This is a genomic window from Streptomyces sp. NPDC057136 (genome assembly GCF_042670885.1).
In the GTDB taxonomy this organism is placed as follows: domain Bacteria; phylum Actinomycetota; class Actinomycetes; order Streptomycetales; family Streptomycetaceae; genus Streptomyces.
Genome location: NZ_JBHUUV010000045.1, coordinates 1 through 19,863 on the forward strand (window position 1 = coordinate 1; position 19,863 = coordinate 19,863).

Consider the following 19,863-nt stretch of genomic DNA (forward strand, 5'->3'; position numbering starts at 1 on the left):
GTCCCTCTCCGCGAGAGGGACCGGGCCTTCGGTATGCCGCCGCCGGGTTCCGGCGACTCCCTGAACGGGAAGCGGCCCCCGGTCGGCAACTGCCGTACCGGGGGCCGCTGATGAGCTCTCCGCGCTCCGGTGACCGGGCGTCGGCCCGTCACCCGAGCCTTACTGGCCGGCGAACTTCTTGCTGACCGAGTCGAAGACACCCTTGGCCTCGGCGCCGAGACGCGGACCGGCCAGCCAGCCGGCCGTCACCGGACCGATGGAGGTGTTGGAGACCAGTGCGGGCTTGCCGTCCTGGCCCGCCGCGACCCAGCCGCCGCCGGAGGAGCCGCCCGTCATCGTGCACCCGATGCGGTACATCGTCGGGTCCGCCTCGAAGACCGAGAGGCGACCCGGCTTGTCCTTGCACTGGAGCGCCTTCTGGCCATCGAACGGCGGGGCGGCCGGGTAGCCGGTGGCCGTCATCTCGGCGATCTCGGGCACGGCCGGGGCGTTGAACTCGACCGGAAGCGCGGAACCGACCGTCTCCTCCAGGGACTTGCCCGTCGCACCCTTCTCCGGCGTCACGTGCAGGACCGCGAAGTCGTACGGCGCACCCTGGCCGCCGACCGAGGCGCCCTGGGAGATCCACTGCTCGGAGGTCTGGGCCCACTGGCCCCACCACACGCCGTACGGAGCGATCTGCTCCTTGGACGCGTTCTCGAGCTCGGTCACCGGCAGGCCGCTGTTGTTGTACGCAGGGACGAAGGCGATGTTGCGGTACCAGCCGCCCTTCTTGCCCGCGTGCACGCAGTGTCCTGCGGTCCACACCATGTTGGACTTGCCGGGGTGCGCGGGGTCCTTCACGACAGTCGCGGAGCAGACCATCGAACCATCGGGCCCGTCGAAGAGGAGCTTGCCGGACTCCGGCGCGTTGTCGTGATACGGCGTCGCCACGGGGGCGGCCGACACCGGAGCCGGCGTCGGGTCCGTCACGCCGTCGTCGCCCGAGATGTCGTTGTCGACGGGCTTCTCCGGGGACTTGTCGGCATCCCGCATCCGGTCCGGGTCCCAGAGGTCCTCGATGATCGGGTTGACGTAGTCCTTCGCCTCACGCAGCCATTTGTCCTTGTCCCAGTTCTTCCATTCGCCGTTCTTCCACTGGTCGAGGTCGATCCCGTGCTCCTTGAGCCGGTCCTTCAGATCGTCCGGAATCACGATCTTGTCGTCGGAGGACTGGCTGGCGGAGCTGCTCGGCTGGTCGCTCGCGTCGTCCTCACTCGGGCCGCAGGCCGTGGCGGTGAGCGCCAGGACGGTCGCGAGAGATGCTGCGGCGAGCACGGGGGAGAGCTTGCGACGTGCGCTCCTCCCACGGCGTGCGGCGTCGGTCGGGCGAATGGGTCGCATGTGGTGGTCCCCCTGGGACTTCGTCATTCGTTACTTCCGTAAGGCATTTGCGGCGAGTGTGAGCGCGCTGCGCACACCCGGGACACCGACAGGACTGCCCCGGCCCCGAGTGCGCGCCCCACTATGCCGGTGCCGATGGGGACGGTGCTCGGCAGGGCCACGGTTCCGCCTCCGCAAGGATCTTCCGATTTACCCGTGATCCTCCGCGATCGGCGTCGTTGGTACGTACGGGGGACACCCGGGCAGCGTTCACCGTCACAGCCCTTCCCCGGGGGCAACGTACTGACGTGCAACGCAACTGTTACAGCAGGAGGATCAACAGCCGTGGCCGTGACCGAACCAGCTCCGGTGGCATCGTCCCCTGCCCACGAGGGAATTCTGCGACGCCAGGCACAGCGTGAATCGGCGGCCCGTACTTACGCGCGGTCCCTGCCGATCGTGCCCGTACGCGCCCGGGGGCTGACCATCGAAGGAGCGGACGGGCGGCGCTATCTCGACTGTCTGTCCGGGGCGGGCACCCTGGCGCTCGGCCACAACCACCCGGTGGTGCTCGAGGCGATCAGGAAAGTCATCGACTCGGGCGCACCTCTGCATGTGCTCGACCTCGCCACCCCGGTGAAGGACGCCTTCACGACCGAGCTGTTCGCGACCCTGCCACGGCAGTTCGCGGACAACGCCCGGATCCAGTTCTGCGGGCCCGCCGGAACGGACGCCGTCGAGGCCGCGTTCAAGCTGGTCCGCGCCGCGACCGGCCGCACCGGACTCCTGGCCTTCACCGGCGCCTACCACGGGATGACGGCCGGAGCGCTGGCTGCATCGGGCGGCGCCCCGGACGTACAGGTGACGCGGCTGCCCTTTCCGCAGGAGTACCGCTGCCCGTTCGGCGTGGGTGGGGAGCGCGGCGCCGACATCGCCGCCCACTGGACGGAGCACCTCCTCGACGACCCGAAGTCAGGGGTGCCCGCTCCCGCCGGGATGATCGTGGAACCGGTCCAGGGCGAGGGCGGAGTGAATCCCGCGCCCGACGGCTGGCTGCGGCGTATGCGTGAGATCACCGCGGCGCGCGCCATTCCGTTGATCGCCGACGAAGTGCAGACCGGCGTCGGTAGGACCGGTGCCTTCTGGGCGGTCGAACACAGCGGCATCGTGCCCGATGTGATGGTGCTCTCCAAAGCCATCGGTGGCTCCCTTCCTCTCGCGGTGATCGTCTACCGGTCCGAACTGGACCTCTGGCAGCCCGGCGCGCACGCCGGCACCTTCCGTGGCAACCAACTGGCCATGGCCGCCGGTGCGGCCACTCTCAAGTACGTGCGCGAGAACCGGCTCGCCGAACGCGCCGCAACGCTGGGGGCCCGGATGCTCGCCAGCCTCCAGGCGCTGAGCGCGGACCATCCGAGCATCGGGGACGTCCGGGGCCGCGGCCTGATGATCGGGATGGAGCTGGTCGACCCCGAGGCCGCCGTCCCCACCGGCCGGTCCGAGCGCCCCACCGCCCCACCACCCGACCCGATCCTCGCCGCCGCCGTCCAGCAGGAATGCCTGAGCCGCGGCCTCATCGTCGAACTCGGCGGACGCCACTCCGCCGTCGTACGTCTGCTCCCTCCCCTGACTCTCACCGACGAACAGGCAACAGCGGTCGTCGACCGCCTCGCCGACGCACTGGCAGTCGCAGAACGCTCGCCGCACCGTCGGGCCACTGCCGGGCCGCACCGCTGATCCCGGACACCTCGTAAGGAAGACCGCCGTGAACCCCACCCCCGCGCCCGAGGCCGACGGCCCTCTCACCAGCCCTTACCCCGGGCAGGACGGACCGGACTGTCCTGAGGCAGTCGAGGCGACGACCGTGCCTCGTCAGAAGACCGCGCCCCGCGGAGACCGGCGTACCCCCACGAGCGCACCCACCGGCGCGGCACAGCCGGATCTCCTCGACCACCCGGACCCGCTCAGGGCGGCGGACGCGGCGGGCACCGAGAACCTCCTGCGCTGCTGGGCCCGGGAGAACGACCTCCGCCGCCCGGACCGCAGCACCCTGGGCATCCCGCTCCCCGCCAGCGGCACCGCCCTGCTCGTCCCGGTCCTCTACTGGTCCGCCACCGGCTGGCACCGCTTCGGCGCGCCCATGCTGGAAACCGCGCCCGAATCCGCCCCGCCCGTCGATGCCGTCACCCTCGCAGCCCTTCTGGGCCGTGAGGCCGACCGGAACGTCGGCTCCGACCTGGTGGCCAGGGTGGCCGATTCGGTACGCCATACGGCTGCGTTCATCGAGGAACGGCGACGCACACCCGCCGAGCCGGCCGACGCCGACCTGTTTCTCACCGCCGAGCAGTCGCTCCTCCTCGGTCACCCCCTGCACCCCACTCCCAAAAGCCGCGAAGGTCTCTCCGAGGCCGAATCCCGTCTCTACTCACCCGAGTTGCACGGCTCCTTCCCCCTCCACTGGATGGCTGTCGACCGGTCCGTGCTGGCCACCGAATCGGCCTGGACGCAGGGGGGCCGCCCGGTGTCCGCCGAGGATCTCGTCGCACCGCACGCCGACGGCCTGCGCCTCCCCGACCACACCACCGCCCTCCCGCTCCATCCCTGGCAGGCCGGCGAGCTGATGCACCGCCCGGAAGTCGGCGCACTGTTCGACGCGGGTCTCCTCCATGACCTCGGCGCACACGGTAGGCACTGGCACCCCACGTCCTCCGTCCGCACCGTGCACCAGCCCGGCGCCGAACTCATGCTGAAACTGTCCCTGGGTGTACGCATCACCAACTCCCGCCGTGAGAACCTCCGCAAGGAACTCCACCGGGGGGCAGAGGTCCACCGCCTGCTGCGCAGCGGCCTCGCCGAGCAGTGGCACACGGTGCATCCCGGATTCGATATCGTCCGGGACCCCGCCTGGCTGGCCGTCGACACCCTGGACGGCGAGCCCGTCGCCGGACTCGACGTCATGCTCCGGCACAATCCCTTCGGTCCCGGGGACGACGCCGTGTGCATCGCTGGGCTCACGGCCCCGCGCCCCTGGCCGGACCGCACGGGCATGCACTCGCGCCTGGCCGAATGCGTCTCCCGGCTGGCCTCACGTACCGGCCGGACCAGGGGAGCCGTCTCCGCCGAGTGGTTCCTGCGTTACCTCGACCGAGTCGTACGGCCCGTCCTGTGGCTCGATGCCACGGCGGGAGTCGCCCTCGAAGCCCATCAGCAGAACACGCTGGTGCTGCTCGACCCCGATGGCTGGCCCATCGGCGGCCGTTACCGGGACAACCAGGGCTACTACTTCCGTGAATCCCACCGCGCCGCACTCGAGCACAGGCTTCCCGGGATCGGCGCACTCAGCGACACCTTCGTCCCGGACCCCGTCACTGACGAACGTTTCGCCTACTACCTCGGTATCAACAACGTCCTCGGCCTCATCGGAGCGTTCGGCGCCCAGCGTCTCGCGGAAGAGCAGGTGCTCCTCGCCGCATTCCGCCGCTTCCTCGACGGAGTCTCAGGACTCGGCTCCCCTCTGCCCGCCTACCTGCTGGAGACGCCGCAACTGCGCTGCAAGGCCAACCTGCTGACCCGGCTGCACGGCCTCGACGAGCTCGTGGGCCCGGTCGACACCCAGTCCGTCTACGTCACCATCGCCAACCCCCTTCGCCCCTGAAAGATCCTGAACACCATGGCCACCTGAACTCATGAGAGGAGAGCGTCACGTGCCTCCGGCCGATGCGCACACGGACACCGGAACCGACGCCGCCCCCAAGCTCGCCACGGGCGCCGACGACACCCTGGACCTGCGGCTCTCCGAGGAACTCCTCGCTCTGTTCGGTGACGACACAGCAGCGCCCGCCACCCGGCCGACCGCCTCCGATCTGCTCGGCGACCCCGCGGCCTGGCGCCCCGTCACCACCTCTGCCGGTGTCTTCCAGCTCGTCCCGGTACGACTGGAGCGTGACCTCGCGCTGATCAGCCGCTGGATGAACGACCCCGCGGTCGCCGCGTTCTGGGAGCTCGCCGGAGCCGAAACCGTCACCGCCGAGCACCTCCGACCGCAGCTGGAAGGAGACGGACGGAGTGTGCCCTGTCTCGGCGCCCTCGGGGGCATGCCCATGAGCTACTGGGAGATCTACCGGGCGGATCTGGACCCGCTGGCGCGCCACTACCCGGCCAGGCCCCATGACACCGGTATCCACCTGCTGATCGGTGGCGTGACCAACCGTGGCCGAGGCGTGGGCACCGCACTGCTGCGTGCCGTCTCCGACCTCGTACTCGACAATCTTCCCCTGTGCGCACGCGTAGTGGCCGAACCAGACATGCGTAACACCCCCTCCGTCTCAGCCTTCCTGAGCGCCGGCTTCCGCTTCTCGGCGGAGGTCGAACTGCCCGACAAACGAGCCGCTTTGATGGTTCGCGACCGAGTCCATCGTGCCCAGCTGTGAACAGCTCGCTGACTTACATACACCGCTCGAACCCCATCGGTTCCACCCGGAGGAGTCCCTGTGCCGAAATATCCTGCGAGCAATGATTCGGCGGAGCCCCACGCGCCGCACAGCACTCCGGAACTGAACCGGGCGGGCTGGGACCGTGCCGCGGCCAGGCTGCTCGCGAAAATGCTCGGCGAGTTCGCCTACGAGGAGGTCATCGAGCCGACCGCGCTGGGCGAGGCGGGCGACACCTACTCCCTCCCGCTCGACGACGGCGCGACCCTGCGCTTCCGGGCCCGGCGCGGCGTCTACGGCAGTTGGCGCGTCGACGCCGCCTCGATCGCCGAAATCAAAGCCGCACACCGCGCCGAAGGCGACACCGGAACCCCGGCCGAGCCCTCCGACGATCCTCGCGCCGTGCCGAGGCCCTTCCGCGACCCGCTGCAGTTCCTCGCCCGCGCCCACCGCCTCCTGGGAATCGACGGCGCCACGCTGGGCCACCTCATCCGCGAGCTCACCGCCACGCTCACCGCCGATGCCCGACTCGATCACACCGCCGTCAGCACGGCTCGTCTGGCGGAGCTCGACTACGCCGAGCTCGAAGGCCATCAGACCGGCCACCCCTGGCTCGTCGCCAACAAGGGACGTCTCGGATTCTCCGCCGAGGACGGGGCCCGCTTCGCGCCCGAAGCCCGCCAGGCGGTCCGGCTGCCCTGGATCGCCGTCAGGTCCCGCATCGCCGGCTACCGCGGCGTCCCCCGTCTCGCCACCCCCGAGCACCTCTACGCCCAGGAACTGGACCAGTCCGTCCGGGCGTCCTTCGACGCCACTCTGCGCGCCCGAGGTCTCGACCCCCAGGAGTACCTGTTCCTTCCGGTACACCCCTGGCAGTGGGACGAGTGGATCGTGCCGCACTTCGCCCCAGCGATCGCGGACGGCAACATCGTGCCGCTGCACACCGACGACGATCTCCGGCTGCCGCAGCAGTCCATCCGTACGTTCACCAACGTGGCACGGAAGGACCGGCACACGGTCAAACTGCCGCTGTCCATCCTCAACACCCTCGTCTGGCGCGGTCTCCCCACCGAGCGCACGCTCGCGGCCCCGGCCGTCACCGCCTGGGTCCAGGGACGGTGCGAGTCCGACCCGTTCCTCCGGGACACCTGCGGCGTGATCCTCCTCGGCGAGGTCGCCTCCGTCGCCGTCGAGCACCCGCTCTACGACCGTCTCCCGGAGACGCCCTACCAGTTCAAGGAGATACTCGGCGCAATCTGGCGGGAACCCCTGCATCCCCGGCTCGCACCCGGTGAGCAGGCCCGCACGCTGGCCTCCCTGCTGCACACCGACCCGCAGGGCCGTGCGTTCGTGGCGGAGCTGGTCACCCGGTCAGGACTCACCCCCACCGCGTGGCTGACGCGCCTCTTCGCGGCCCTGCTCCCTCCGCTTCTGCACTTCCTCTACCGCTACGGCACGGTTTTCTCCCCGCACGGCGAGAACGCCATCGTCGTCTTCGACGACCAGGACGTCCCGGTACGCCTCGCGATCAAGGATTTCGTCGACGATGTGAACATCAGCGCCCAGCCCCTGCCCGAACACGACAGCATGCCGGAGGACGTGCGCCGCATCCTGCTGAGGGAGAACCCCTCCTTTCTCACCCAGTTCATCCACTCCGGTTTGTTCGTCGGTGTCTTCCGCTATCTCTCTCCTCTGTGCGAGGAACAGCTGGGAGTGCCGGAGGGTGAATTCTGGTTACTTGTCCGGGCGGAAATCCTCCGGCATCACGCCAGGTTCCCCGAGCTCAAGGACCGGTTCGAGATGTTCGACATGCTGACCCCCCGTATCGAGCGCCTCTGCCTCAACCGAAACCGTCTGCATCTGGACGGCTACCGGGACCGGCCGCAGCGCCCGCACGCCGCTGTCCACGGCACCGTCCCCAACCCTCTCCACCTCATCGCCCGAGTCCGGGAGTGACCGCCGTTGTCAGTGGCGCGCCGTAGGCTGGTCGGGCTATGACGAAGCCATCCCTCACCGAACTCCTCCACGCCGCCGTCACCGCCGTCGGCGGTACGGAACGGCCTGGCCAGGTCAGCATGGCCGAGGCCGTTGCCGAGGCTGTCGACGACCATTCCCATCTGCTGGTCCAGGCCGGTACCGGCACGGGCAAGTCCCTCGGCTATCTGGTGCCCGCGCTGGCGCACGGGGAGCGCGTCGTGGTGGCCACGGCGACCCTCGCGCTCCAGCGGCAGCTCGTGGAGCGAGACCTTCCGCGTACGGTCGACGCACTGCATCCGATACTGCGCCGCCGGCCCCAGTACGCGATGCTCAAGGGCCGGTCGAACTACCTCTGTCTGCACCGGCTCCACGAGGGAGTACCGCAGGAAGAGGAGGACGGGCTCTTCGACCAGTTCGAGGCGGCAGCGCCCTCCAGCAAGCTGGGGCAGGACCTGCTGCGTATGCGGGACTGGGCGGACGAAACGGAGACCGGGGACCGGGACGACCTGACCCCCGGCGTTTCGGACCGGGCGTGGGCACAGATCTCCGTCTCCTCCCGTGAGTGCCTCGGGGCTTCGAAGTGTGCGTACGGTGCCGAATGCTTCGCCGAAATGGCCCGTGAGCGGGCCAAGCTCGCCGACGTGGTCGTCACCAACCACGCCCTGCTCGCCATCGACGCCATCGAAGGCGCCCCGGTGCTCCCGTCGCACGAGGTGCTGATTGTCGACGAGGCCCATGAGCTCGTTTCCCGGGTGACGGGTGTGGCCACGGGGGAGCTCACTCCGGGCCAGGTGAACCGTGCGGTGCGCCGCGCGGCCAAGCTGGTCAACGAGAAGGCGGCCGACGCGCTGCTGACCGCGTCCGAGGGCTTCGAGAGGGTCATGGAGCTGGCGCTTCCGGGGCGCCTGGAAGAGGTGCCCGAGGACCTGGGCTACGCGCTGATGGCGCTGCGGGACGCCGCGCGTACGGTGATCTCCGCGCTGGGTTCCACGCGGGACAAGTCCGTCCAGGACGAGGACGCGGTCCGTAAGCAGGCCATGGCGTCGGTCGAGACCATTCACGGTGTGGCCGAGCGCATCACCCAGGGCTCCGAATACGACGTCGTCTGGTACGAGCGGCACGACCGTTTCGGTGCCTCTGTGCGGGTCGCCCCGCTCTCCGTCTCTGGTCTCCTCCGCGAGAAGCTCTTCGCGGACCGTTCCGTTGTCCTGACCTCGGCGACGCTGAAACTCGGCGGGGATTTCAACGGGGTCGGAGCATCTCTCGGGCTTGCCCCGGAAGGCACTGCGGGTGATGACATCCCGCAGTGGAAGGGCCTCGACGTCGGCTCCCCCTTCGATTATCCGAAGCAGGGCATCCTCTATGTCGCCCGCCATCTGGCCACGCCGGGGCGGGAGAGCTCTCGCACCGACATGCTGGACGAGCTCGCCGAGCTGATCGAGGCGGCAGGCGGCCGGACCCTGGGGCTGTTCTCCTCCATGCGGGCGGCCCAGGCGGCGGCCGAGGAGCTGCGGGGCCGGCTCGGCAAGCCGATCCTCCTGCAGGGCGAGGAGACGCTCGGTGAGTTGATCAAGAACTTCGCCGCCGACCCGGAGACCTGCCTCTTCGGCACGCTCTCGCTCTGGCAGGGCGTCGACGTTCCCGGAGCGAGCTGCCAGCTCGTGATCATGGACCGGATTCCGTTCCCGCGTCCCGACGACCCGCTGATGAGCGCTCGCCAGAAGGCGGTCGAAGAGGCAGGTGGCAACGGGTTCATGGCCGTCGCGGCCACGCATGCCGCATTGCTGATGGCTCAGGGCGCCGGCCGGCTCGTACGGGCCACGGGCGACAAGGGGGTGGTCGCCGTGCTCGACCCCCGGCTCGCCAACGCGCGGTACGGAAGCTACCTGCGCGCTTCCCTGCCCGATTTCTGGTACACCACGGATCGCAGTCAGGTGCGGCGCTCACTCACGGCCATCGATGCGGCGGCCAAGGCCGACGGGCGGTAGGCGGGGACCGGGAGAAGCGTCTCCCGGTCCGGCAGACATGGCAGGGCCCCGGGATCGGCGCAGTGCATCCCGGGGCACCGGTCGGAATCGGCGGGTTTCAGACCCGCCGCAGCACCGCCACCACCTTGCCGAGGATGGTGGCCTCGTCGCCGGGGATCGGCTGGTAGGCGGAGTTGTGCGGGAGAAGCCACACGTGGCCGTCCTCGCGCTTGAACCGCTTGACCGTGGCCTCGCCGTCCAGCATGGCCGCCACGATGTCCCCGTTCTCCGCGACCGGCTGGCGCCGGACCGTGACCCAGTCGCCGTCACAGATCGCGGCTTCGATCATCGAGTCGCCGACGACCTTGAGGACGAACAGCTCTCCGTCGCCCACGAGCTGGCGGGGAAGCGGGAAAACGTCCTCGACCGATTCCTCGGCGAGAATCGGGCCACCGGCCGCGATCCGGCCGACCAGCGGAACGTACGAAGCGGCGGGCTTGCCCGTCGTGTCGGTCGGCTGGGTGCTGGGCTGGTCCGAGCCCCGGACCTCATACGCACGAGGGCGGTGGGGGTCGCGACGCAGGAAACCCTTGCGTTCCAGAGCCATCAGCTGATGAGCGACGGACGACGTGCTGGACAGCCCCACCGCCTGGCCGATCTCCCGCATCGAGGGCGGGTACCCTCGGCGCTGAACCGAATCACGAATGACCTCGATCACCCGCCGCTGCCGGTCCGTGAGCCCGGAGCTGTCCGCCCGGATTCCTGGTGGGCGGCCGGGCAGTGAGCGCGCGGGACGCGCGGGCTCCTGCCCCTCCGTGTTCATGACTGAGTCATTCATTGCATGCACCGGCTCAAGTCGGCTCTGGGAGCGGTGGTCCTGGGCAGTGATGGCGGCACTGTCTGCGGTGGTGGTCACGTCGGCCCCTCTCGAATGTTCTCCCTAGTTGGACAACGGTAGTAGCTTTCGAAAGGTTGCGCCAAACACACGTTCGAGTGAAAAACAAATAAAGGACCGCCGAGGGCTTATGGCGGGGTGTATGGGCCCCCTTCGGGGCGACCGGCAATTCGGACCATTACGGTAGCGTCCGCGGTTCCCCGGCATGCGTGCGGGGGCCCTTTCCAGGGGGCGCGGCGCCAGTCTGCCACCCGGTGCCCCGCCATCGGGTGAGCCGCGCGTTTCACGTACCCTCATGCCTGGCTGTGTGCCGCCGCGGCGGTCCGGAAGCGCGACACGCGTTAGGGCCGAAAGTGCGGCGAAACCCTAGATCTAGTGGTTGGATTGTCTCAGTCGCCCAGAAGTTGTGGTCCCTGGTCCATCACGGAGCGGCGATCGCCTATGCTTGAGCCTGCTTCGAAGGGTCCGTGACGGACCTGGAGGGGCTATTCAGTCGTGCTGTGAAGGAGGGTTGGGAGCCATGCACTGCCCCTTCTGCAGGCACCCCGACAGCAGGGTCGTCGACAGTCGCACCACCGACGACGGCACGTCGATCCGACGGCGCCGCCAGTGCCCCGACTGCTCCCGCCGTTTCACGACGGTGGAGACCTGTTCGCTGATGGTGGTCAAGCGCAGCGGTGTGACGGAACCCTTCAGCCGTACCAAGGTCATTTCCGGTGTCCGTAAGGCCTGCCAAGGGCGGCCCGTCACCGAGGACGCACTCGCCAAGCTCGGCCAGCGGGTCGAAGAGGCGGTGCGCGCCACCGGCAGCGCCGAGCTGACCACCCACGACGTGGGTCTGGCCATACTCGGCCCCCTGCAGGAACTCGACCTCGTCGCGTACCTGCGGTTCGCGTCCGTGTACCGGGCGTTCAATTCACTCGAAGACTTCGAGGCCGCCATCGTGGAACTACGCGAACAGCGGCCTCCCGCGAAAGAACGCGGGAGCGGCGAGACCCTTGAGGTCCCCGTGCCCGCCATCGCCGCCGACTGATCGGCACCCGTCGGCCGGCGGAGGTCTGCCGGTCGGCGGCAGGGCGGCACCAAGACCTGTTCCCGGCGCTGCGAGCGGCGTCCGGAGCATCAGACACACACTGTGCCCTGGGAAGAACTGGGTACTTCAGGGCGTTTTTGCCCACATATGGGAGGCGGCATGACAGAGACGGCGAGCGGCCCGGCACGAGGTTCCCGCACCAAGGGCACCAAGTCGACTGCGAATCGGCAGGGTCTGCGTATCGAGCGTATTCACACCACCCCCGGCGTGCATCCGTACGACGAGGTGAAGTGGGAGCGCCGTGACGTCGTCATGACCAATTGGCGCGACGGCTCGATCAACTTCGAGCAGCGTGGCGTCGAGTTCCCCGACTTCTGGTCAGTGAACGCGGTCAACATCGTCACCAGCAAGTACTTCCGGGGGGCCGTCGGCACCCCGCAGCGCGAGACCGGTCTGCGACAGCTCATCGACCGGATCGTGAAGACGTACCGAAAGGCCGGTGAGGACTACAACTACTTCACCTCTCCCGCTGACGCCGAGATCTTCGAGCACGAGCTGGCGTATGCCCTCCTGCACCAGATCTTCAGCTTCAACTCGCCGGTCTGGTTCAACGTCGGAACGCCTCAGCCGCAGCAGGTCTCCGCCTGCTTCATCCTGGCCGTCGACGACTCCATGGAGTCGATCCTCGACTGGTACAAGGAAGAGGGCATGATCTTCAAGGGCGGCTCCGGTGCCGGCCTGAACCTCTCCCGTATCCGCTCCTCCAAGGAGCTGCTCTCCTCCGGCGGCAACGCCTCCGGCCCGGTCTCCTTCATGCGCGGCGCCGACGCGTCCGCCGGAACGATCAAGTCCGGTGGGGCCACCCGCCGAGCGGCCAAGATGGTCATTCTCGACGTCGACCACCCCGACATCGAGAACTTCATCGAGACCAAGGTCAAGGAGGAGGAGAAGATCCGCGCCCTGCGCGACGCGGGCTTCGACATGGACCTGGGCGGCGACGACATCACGTCCGTCCAGTACCAGAACGCCAACAACTCGGTCCGCGTGAACGACGAGTTCATGAAGGCCGTGGAGTCCGGCGGGAAGTTCGGTCTGCGCGCCCGGATGACCGGTGACGTCATCGAAGAGGTCGAGGCCAAGTCCCTCTTCCGCAAGATGGCCGAAGCGGCCTGGGCCTGTGCCGACCCCGGCATTCAGTACGACGACACCATCAACCACTGGCACACCTGCCCGGAGTCCGGCCGGATCAACGGCTCGAACCCCTGCAGTGAGTACATGCACCTGGACAACACCTCGTGCAACCTGGCCTCGCTGAACCTGATGAAGTTCCTCAAGGACGACGGCGAGGGCCACCAGTCCTTCGAGTCCGAGCGCTTCTCCAAGGTCGTCGAGCTGGTCATCACCGCGATGGACATCTCGATCTGCTTCGCGGACTTCCCGACGCAGAAGATCGGCGAGAACACCCGCGCCTACCGTCAGCTGGGCATCGGTTACGCCAACCTCGGCGCCCTGCTGATGGCGACCGGCCACGCCTACGACAGTGACGGCGGCCGCGCGCTCGCCGGCGCCATCACGTCGCTGATGACCGGCACCTCGTACAAGCGCTCCGCCGAGCTCGCCGCGGTAGTCGGCGCGTACGACGGCTACGCCCGTAACGCGGAGCCGCACCAGCGCGTCATGAAGCAGCACTCCGACGCCAACGCCGTCGCCGTGCACGTGGACGACCTGGACTCGCCGATCTGGGCCGCCGCCACGGAGGCGTGGCAGGACGTGATCCGGCTCGGCGCGAAGAACGGTTTCCGTAACGCGCAGGCGTCGGTCATCGCCCCCACCGGCACCATCGGTCTCGCGATGTCCTGCGACACCACCGGCCTCGAGCCCGACCTCGCCCTGGTCAAGTTCAAAAAGCTGGTCGGCGGCGGCTCGATGCAGATCGTCAACGGCACGGTCCCGCAGGCGCTCCGTCGCCTCGGCTACCAGCCGGAGCAGATCGAGGCGGTCGTCGCCCACATTGCCGAGAACGGCAACGTGATCGACGCCCCGGGCCTGAAGCAGGAGCACTACGAGGTCTTCGACTGCGCGATGGGCGAGCGTTCCATCTCCGCGATGGGCCACGTCCGGATGATGGCGGCCATCCAGCCGTGGATCTCCGGCGCGCTCTCCAAGACGGTGAACCTGCCGGAGACGGCCACCGTCGAGGACGTCGAAGAGGTCTACTTCGAGGCGTGGAAGATGGGCGTCAAGGCGCTTGCGATCTACCGCGACAACTGCAAGGTCGGCCAGCCCCTCTCCACGAAGAAGTGGGAGGAGAAGAAGACCGAGGTGACCGCGAAGGCCGAGGACACCATCCGCACCGCGGTGGAGAAGGTCGTCGAGTACCGCCCGGTCCGCAAGCGTCTGCCCAAGGGCCGTCCCGGCATCACCACCTCCTTCACGGTCGGTGGCGCCGAGGGTTACATGACCGCCAACTCCTACCCGGACGACGGTCTCGGTGAGGTCTTCCTGAAGATGTCCAAGCAGGGTTCGACCCTCGCGGGCATGATGGACGCCTTCTCGATCGCGGTCTCCGTCGGTCTCCAGTACGGCGTGCCGCTGGAGACGTACGTCTCGAAGTTCACCAACATGCGCTTCGAGCCGGCCGGTATGACGGACGACCCGGACGTGCGGATGGCGCAGTCGATCGTCGACTACATCTTCCGCCGCCTGGCGCTGGACTTCCTGCCGTTCGAGACGCGTTCCGCGCTCGGTATCCACTCGGCCGAGGAGCGTCAGCGTCACCTCGACACCGGTTCGTACGAGCCGTCGTTCGAGGACGAGGACCTGGACACCGAGAGCCTCGCCCAGTCCGCTCCGCTTCAGGTGGAGCCCCTGAAGGCGGTCGTGGCCCCGCAGGAGGCGGCTGAGAAGCCGGCTCCGAAGACGGCGCACACCTCGGCCGAGCTGGTCGAGATGCAGCTCGGTATCAGTGCGGACGCGCCGCTCTGCTTCTCCTGCGGTACGAAGATGCAGCGCGCCGGTTCCTGCTACATCTGCGAGGGCTGCGGCTCGACCAGCGGCTGCAGCTGATACCGGGCGGAATTGCGTCGGATGCAACATCCGACGTAGCTGAACTCGAAGCGTGATTTCTGTGAGGGAGGGGCGTCAGCCCTGGGCTGACGCCCCTCCCTCTCTGCGGTCGGTACACCACGACTGCTTTAGGAGAGCGCGTGTCGCGCCGACGGCGCGAGGAGAGATCGTTCCGGGGGTGCAAGCCCCTGGAATGACGAACGCCCAGCCCTGTAGGGGGCCGGGCGTTCGTTGCAATCAGGAACGTTGTGTCCTGTGCGGTGTAGGAACCTGCATGACATCACGTTCCTGGTCTGCGATGCAAAAGCAACCAGGAAGGGAGTGATGAACATGACGAACAAGCGTCAGACCAGCAAGAAGGTCGCCGCGAAGGCCAGCAAGCAGCTGAACAGCCCGAAGTCGACACCGGCGCAGAAGTCTGTGGCGGCCAGCGCCTTGTCGCAGACGAAGTCCGGCAAGACCAAGAAGAAGTGATACCTGGCCGCCCCGGGCCTACACCCGGGGCGGCCAGCCCCGTTTCTGCTGGTCAGGCCCGCCGCCGTAACCGATTCAACGATGTTGCGTTGAATGCAACGTGAGTCGAGGGGTGGATTTGCCGGGTGCCGCGCACTTGGTGCTGGCCGACGGCGTCGTGCATCTGGAACCGGAGCCGGCGGTTTTCGAGGCGATGCTGGACGGCTGGGCCCGACAACAGAGGACCCGTTTCCTGGACGAGGACGGGACGATCAAGCCGCGTCTGTCGGTGGTGCGGCGGTTCGCGGAGTTCACAAATCAGTACCCCTGGCAGTGGGAGCCCGCGGAAGTCGAGGCGTTCATCGACCACCTAAGGTCGCGGCGGAAGAAGTTCGCCGTGTCCACCGGGCGGAACTATCAGAACGCTCTCCGGATGTTCTGCGAGTACGTCACCGACGCTCGCTACGGCTGGCCCGTGCGCTGCCTGGAACGCTTCGGCCAGGCGCCCGTGCAGATCCTGCACGAGTGGAACACGGTCACCCACAGCAGCGAATACGAGGGCGACGCCGGTCGGCGCCCGCTGACCTATGACGAGGTCCAGGTCCTGTTCGACGCCGCGGACGCACGGGTTGACGAGATCCGGGCCCGGCGCCGCAAAGGCTCGCTTGCCGCTCTTCGGGACGCGATCCTCCTCAAGACCGTCTACGCCTACGGGCTCCGCCGCCAGGAAGCCTGCGGCCTGGACCTGGCGGACCTGCGGCGGAATCCGAAGATGCCGCAGTACGGCCGGTTCGGCGGCTTGTTCGTACGCTACGGAAAGTCCTCCAAGGGCGGCCCGCCCAAGCGTCGCACCGTCCTTACCGTCCCCGAACTGGACTGGAGCGTCGACCTCCTCGACCAGTACCTAGAAGAAGTCCGCCCGGCCTTCTCCCCGGGGAAGCACCCCGCCCTCTGGATCACCAAACGCCGCGGCCGGATGTCCGCCCGACGCTTGGACGAAGCCTTCGAGGCCGTTCGCAAAGCCGCGGACCTGCCCGAAGGTATCGACTTGCACGGGCTCCGCCACAGCTACGTTACGCATCTCGTCGAGTTCGGCTACCCCGAGCGGTTCGTTCAGGACCAGGTCGGCCACGCCTACGCCAGCACAACCGCGATCTACACCGGTGTCTCGGACGAGTACCGCAACCGGCTGCTCCAACGGGTGCTGAAGCAACGCCACGGCGATCTCTGGGAGGGCGATAAGACGTGATCAAGAAGATGGGCTACCACTGGCACCTGCGGCAGATCATGGCAACACGGCAGATGTTCCAGACCACCGACTTGGTGGGACCGCTTGCTGAACGAGGCATCACTCTCTCCCGCGAACAGGTCTTCCGCCTGGTCACCCAGCCTCCGCAGCGGCTGTCGATGGACACCCTCGCAGCGCTTTGCGACATTCTCGACTGCCAGCCCGGCGACCTCATCGAGGTCCAGGTCGTGAACGAGGAGATCCGCAAAACTGCGGATGATGCGCCGGTCCGACCGCTGCCGGCTGCCCGCCGGACCACTATCCGCCGCCCCGAGGGACTATGACTGGCACCCGAGACCGTGAGCGAGCTGAATTGCGGCAGGCCGCCTTGGATCGCGTGATCACTGCCCTGACCGCTTCGCTGGCCGAACTCCACCAGGCGGAAGCCCTCCAGGCTGTCACCGAAGCAGGGGCCGCCCGGGGCATCTCGCTCCGTGACCTCGACCAGCACCTAGCAAACCACCCAGATGCCTTGATCTCCGGGGAGGCCCATTGCCCGCCCGTGATCGTGCGCCTCGCCAAAATTCTCCACGCGGCCGGACACACCGCCGTGATCCGCCCGTCCTGCACCGACTGCGGCCGATCCGACGTGGACCTCCCACGACGCGGCCCACGGGGACGCCTCTGCGTCAACTGCGCTACCCGCAGTAGCAAGGGCACCTGCGACAGGTGCGGCCGCATCGGCACTCGGCTCGCCGCCCGCAGGGCCGAGGGGGTCATCTGCTACTCCTGCTACCGCGTCGACCCGAATGTCGTCGAGGAATGTGCTGGCTGCGGGCAGTTCCGCATGCCTGTCACCCGGCTTCCGGACAACTCGTCGCTATGCACGAGCTGTTGGATTGCCCCTCAGCGCACCTGCACGAGGTGCGGATCCGTTGGCCCGGCCGGGTCGAACGGCCCCAACGGGCCGCTCTGCGTTCCCTGTCACCACCGACAGCAGAGGCCCGTCCGAGAGTGCGGCCGCTGCGGTCAAGTGCAACGCATCGCCCGCCGGGCCAGCGGATCACGGCCGGACATCTGCGAGGACTGCTACAACGGCCCTACCAAGACCTGCTCTGTCTGCGGAAACGTCCGTCCCTGCCAGCGTGGGACTGGCGGCTCATGGGCCTGCCGAAGCTGCCGCCCGGGGCTAACTCAGGAGTGCTGCCGCTGCGGACAGTCCTGCCCCGTTCACACCTACTGGCCGATCGGACCGGTCTGCTTGACCTGTTACACGGCCGTACTGGACGCGCCCGCGACCTGCTCGGGTTGCAGCCGCCACCAGCCGCTGATCGGCATTTCTGAGGACGGCACCGGGATCTGCGGCGCTTGCTCGGGCACTGCCTTCGACTACACCTGCCGCACCTGCGGCCTCGGCGGCCGCGCTTACGCCGATTCCCAGTGCGCCCGTTGCGTGCTTGCCGAACGTGTCCAGCAAGTGTTGTCCGGCCCCGACGGGCACGTCCCGGCACAGCTACAGCCGCTGCGGGACGCGCTGGCCCATGTGGACCGTCCCCGCAGCATCCTTGGCTGGCTCAAGCGCAGCCCGAACGCCGTCTTGTTCGCCAGCCTGGCTGCCACTGGTGAACTGATCACTCACCAACAGCTCGACCAGCTCCCGCCCAGCCGCCACCTTCATTACGTCCGGCACACCCTCGTGCACCTCGGTGTCCTCTCCCAGCGCGATGAGGAACTCGACCGCATCCCTGCCTGGCTGGACGCGATCCTCGCCGACCGCCCCGCGAGACACGTCCAGCTGGTCTGTCCCTACGTGCACTGGTACTTGCTGCGAAGGGCCCGGCTTCGTGCTGCCCAGCGACGCCGCCCGGCCGAGCCGGGCTCGTTCCTCCGCACCCGCGTCTTGGTGGCTCTGGAGTTCCTCAACTGGCTGGACGAACACCGCATCGCACTGGTCGAGCTCACGCAAGGCGACCTCGACCGCTGGTTGGACGCGGGCAACACCCGCCTTTACACGATCCGCTACTTCCTGTCCTGGACCACCGGCCGCGGCCTCACCGAGAAGCTCAAGGTGCCCTCTATTCCACGGCAACAGCCCAGCCAACTGATGGACGAAGATGGACGTTGGCAGCTGCTGAAACGGTGCCTGACAGACTCGGTCATGGCTCTAGACACTCGGGCCGCCGGCGCTCTGATCCTCCTCTTTGGCCTGCACGCGTCCCACGTCCGGCACCTGACCGCGACCCAGGTCACCTGTCGTAACGGCAACAGCTACCTCACTATCGACCGGCACCCGATCCTGCTGCCGCCCTCCCTCGCCAAGCTTCTCCACCAACTGGCCGAGGCACCGCACACCCGTGCCGCCCTCACACGCATCGATCGCGGTGAACCCTGGCTCTTCCCTGGACTGGTCCCCGGCCGCCCCACATCGCAGACGGGACTCAGCACGAAGCTCCTGGCTTATGGCATCAACACCCGGCCCGCCCGCAATGCCGCCCTCGTTGCCCTCGCCGGAGACCTGCCTGCACCGGTCCTCGCGAGCATCCTCGGTCTCCACCTTGAAACCGCTGTCCGCTGGGCCGGGTTCGCCAAGGCATCCTGGGCCGACTACCTCGCTGCTCGTGCTGCGGACCTCCGCCAGCAGACGAATACGACGCCTCAGGAATAAGTGGTCTCCGCCAGTATTCAGGCGCCCGATCCGGGCGTAGAACACCTGCTCAGGGCGGTGGAGCCGATCATTCGGCGCCACCGCCCTGAGCGGTTGTACGGACCGGGCGTGGCATCCGCGTGGTGCCTCGGCCGCTCAGGAAGCCGCTCAGGAAGCCGCTCAGGATTCCGAGGCGCGGTTGCCCATGGCCGCGGCGAACTCATCGGGATCACCATCGAAGCCACGCACCTCCGAGTGGAATGCCCAGGCCCCCGAGCTGTCCCGGGTGAACTCCGCGACCACCGCCGCAGTAGCCGCCGACACTTCCGAGAAGTCGCTCTCCGAGAGGTTCGTGTACCCCTCGCGGATCTGCACGCCGGTGCGCTGTATCTCGCCGAAGGTCTTCCTGCCGTTCCGCTGCTGGATGGCGACCCCGACGATCACCCGGGCGTACGTCTCGGCCAGCCGGTCCAGTTCGATCGTCATGACCTCGTCGAACCCAAGTCCCTGTCCGGTCCTGCTGTCCCGGTTCAGCGTGATCGTGCCGTCCGGTGAGCGGCTGTCGAAGTGCACCAGATGGGCGGGGCGGCCGTAGGGATCGTCCGAGGTGTACGGCGCGGCGATGATGTCCAGGTCATGCGCCGGCTCGCCCGCCGCGCTGGGGTCCCATTTGAGCCTCACTTCAACCTTGTCGATGTCCTTATTGGGAGTGCTCATCGGACTTCCCTCCTCGCGCCGGGCCTGCGGACCTCTCTCACCGCCCGATCATGGCCGTAACTGTCCGTGAATCCAACCGCCTTGGCCGCCG

General features: G+C 68.1%; 14 protein-coding genes. 11 read left to right on the forward strand and 3 right to left on the reverse strand.

Annotated features, from left to right (window positions below; translation table 11 throughout):
- Nucleotides 1-159 precede the first annotated feature (159 nt).
- Nucleotides 160-1,383: a trypsin-like serine peptidase gene (locus ACFT7S_RS33770; protein WP_382738684.1), complete on the reverse strand. Its 1,224-nt coding sequence runs from the start codon at nucleotides 1,381-1,383 to the stop codon at nucleotides 160-162.
- Nucleotides 1,384-1,707: 324 nt separating this feature from the next.
- Here ACFT7S_RS33770 and ACFT7S_RS33775 point away from each other — a divergent pair, with 324 nt between their 5' ends.
- The 5 genes from ACFT7S_RS33775 to ACFT7S_RS33795 are packed head-to-tail and all read left to right on the forward strand — an operon-like array spanning nucleotide 1,708 to nucleotide 9,757.
- A complete protein-coding gene (locus ACFT7S_RS33775) occupies nucleotides 1,708-3,099 on the forward strand; it encodes a diaminobutyrate--2-oxoglutarate transaminase family protein (RefSeq protein WP_382738687.1) in 1,392 nt (463 codons plus the stop codon).
- 28 nt (nucleotides 3,100-3,127) lie between these two features.
- Nucleotides 3,128-5,017, forward strand: a complete 1,890-nt coding sequence (locus tag ACFT7S_RS33780) for an IucA/IucC family protein (protein WP_382738690.1) — start codon at nucleotides 3,128-3,130, stop codon at nucleotides 5,015-5,017.
- A gap of 49 nt (nucleotides 5,018-5,066) precedes the next feature.
- The gene (locus tag ACFT7S_RS33785) at nucleotides 5,067-5,792 is read left to right on the forward strand and encodes a GNAT family N-acetyltransferase (protein ID WP_382738693.1); all 726 of its coding nucleotides are present in this window, start codon (nucleotides 5,067-5,069) and stop codon (nucleotides 5,790-5,792) included.
- A 60-nt stretch (nucleotides 5,793-5,852) separates the two neighbouring features.
- A complete protein-coding gene (locus ACFT7S_RS33790; RefSeq protein ID WP_382738695.1) occupies nucleotides 5,853-7,748 on the forward strand; it encodes an IucA/IucC family protein in 1,896 nt (631 codons plus the stop codon).
- Nucleotides 7,749-7,786: 38 nt separating this feature from the next.
- Complete coding sequence (locus tag ACFT7S_RS33795; RefSeq protein WP_382738698.1) at nucleotides 7,787-9,757, forward strand: ATP-dependent DNA helicase; 1,971 nt, start codon at nucleotides 7,787-7,789, stop codon at nucleotides 9,755-9,757.
- A gap of 97 nt (nucleotides 9,758-9,854) precedes the next feature.
- Here the strand turns inward: ACFT7S_RS33795 and lexA are convergent, their stop codons facing one another.
- Complete coding sequence (gene lexA, locus ACFT7S_RS33800) at nucleotides 9,855-10,652, reverse strand: transcriptional repressor LexA (protein ID WP_382738701.1); 798 nt, start codon at nucleotides 10,650-10,652, stop codon at nucleotides 9,855-9,857.
- Nucleotides 10,653-11,151: 499 nt separating this feature from the next.
- On the opposite strand from lexA, the gene nrdR reads away from it, so the two are divergent.
- The 6 genes from nrdR (at nucleotide 11,152) to ACFT7S_RS33830 (ending at nucleotide 19,076) form a co-directional block, all read left to right on the forward strand.
- On the forward strand, nucleotides 11,152-11,664 hold the full coding sequence (gene nrdR, locus ACFT7S_RS33805; protein ID WP_382738704.1) for a transcriptional regulator NrdR: 513 nt from the start codon (nucleotides 11,152-11,154) through the stop codon (nucleotides 11,662-11,664).
- A gap of 159 nt (nucleotides 11,665-11,823) precedes the next feature.
- Complete coding sequence (locus ACFT7S_RS33810) at nucleotides 11,824-14,730, forward strand: vitamin B12-dependent ribonucleotide reductase (protein WP_382738707.1); 2,907 nt, start codon at nucleotides 11,824-11,826, stop codon at nucleotides 14,728-14,730.
- A 330-nt stretch (nucleotides 14,731-15,060) separates the two neighbouring features.
- Complete coding sequence (locus tag ACFT7S_RS33815) at nucleotides 15,061-15,204, forward strand: hypothetical protein (RefSeq protein ID WP_366098018.1); 144 nt, start codon at nucleotides 15,061-15,063, stop codon at nucleotides 15,202-15,204.
- Nucleotides 15,205-15,316: 112 nt separating this feature from the next.
- A complete protein-coding gene (locus ACFT7S_RS33820) occupies nucleotides 15,317-16,432 on the forward strand; it encodes a tyrosine-type recombinase/integrase (protein ID WP_382738711.1) in 1,116 nt (371 codons plus the stop codon).
- Nucleotides 16,429-16,755 (forward strand): helix-turn-helix domain-containing protein, encoded by a 327-nt coding sequence (locus ACFT7S_RS33825; protein WP_382738713.1) that lies wholly within the window; start codon nucleotides 16,429-16,431, stop codon nucleotides 16,753-16,755. The genes ACFT7S_RS33820 and ACFT7S_RS33825 overlap by 4 nt, the downstream gene beginning before the upstream one ends.
- A 917-nt stretch (nucleotides 16,756-17,672) precedes the next feature.
- On the forward strand, nucleotides 17,673-19,076 hold the full coding sequence (locus tag ACFT7S_RS33830; protein ID WP_382738716.1) for a hypothetical protein: 1,404 nt from the start codon (nucleotides 17,673-17,675) through the stop codon (nucleotides 19,074-19,076).
- Nucleotides 19,077-19,235: 159 nt separating this feature from the next.
- Here ACFT7S_RS33830 and ACFT7S_RS33835 read toward each other — a convergent pair whose 3' ends face one another.
- Nucleotides 19,236-19,772 carry a TerD family protein gene (locus ACFT7S_RS33835; RefSeq protein WP_382738719.1) on the reverse strand — a complete coding sequence of 179 codons (537 nt, stop codon included), beginning with the start codon at nucleotides 19,770-19,772 and terminating at the stop codon, nucleotides 19,236-19,238.
- Between the last annotated feature and the right edge of the window lie 91 nt (nucleotides 19,773-19,863).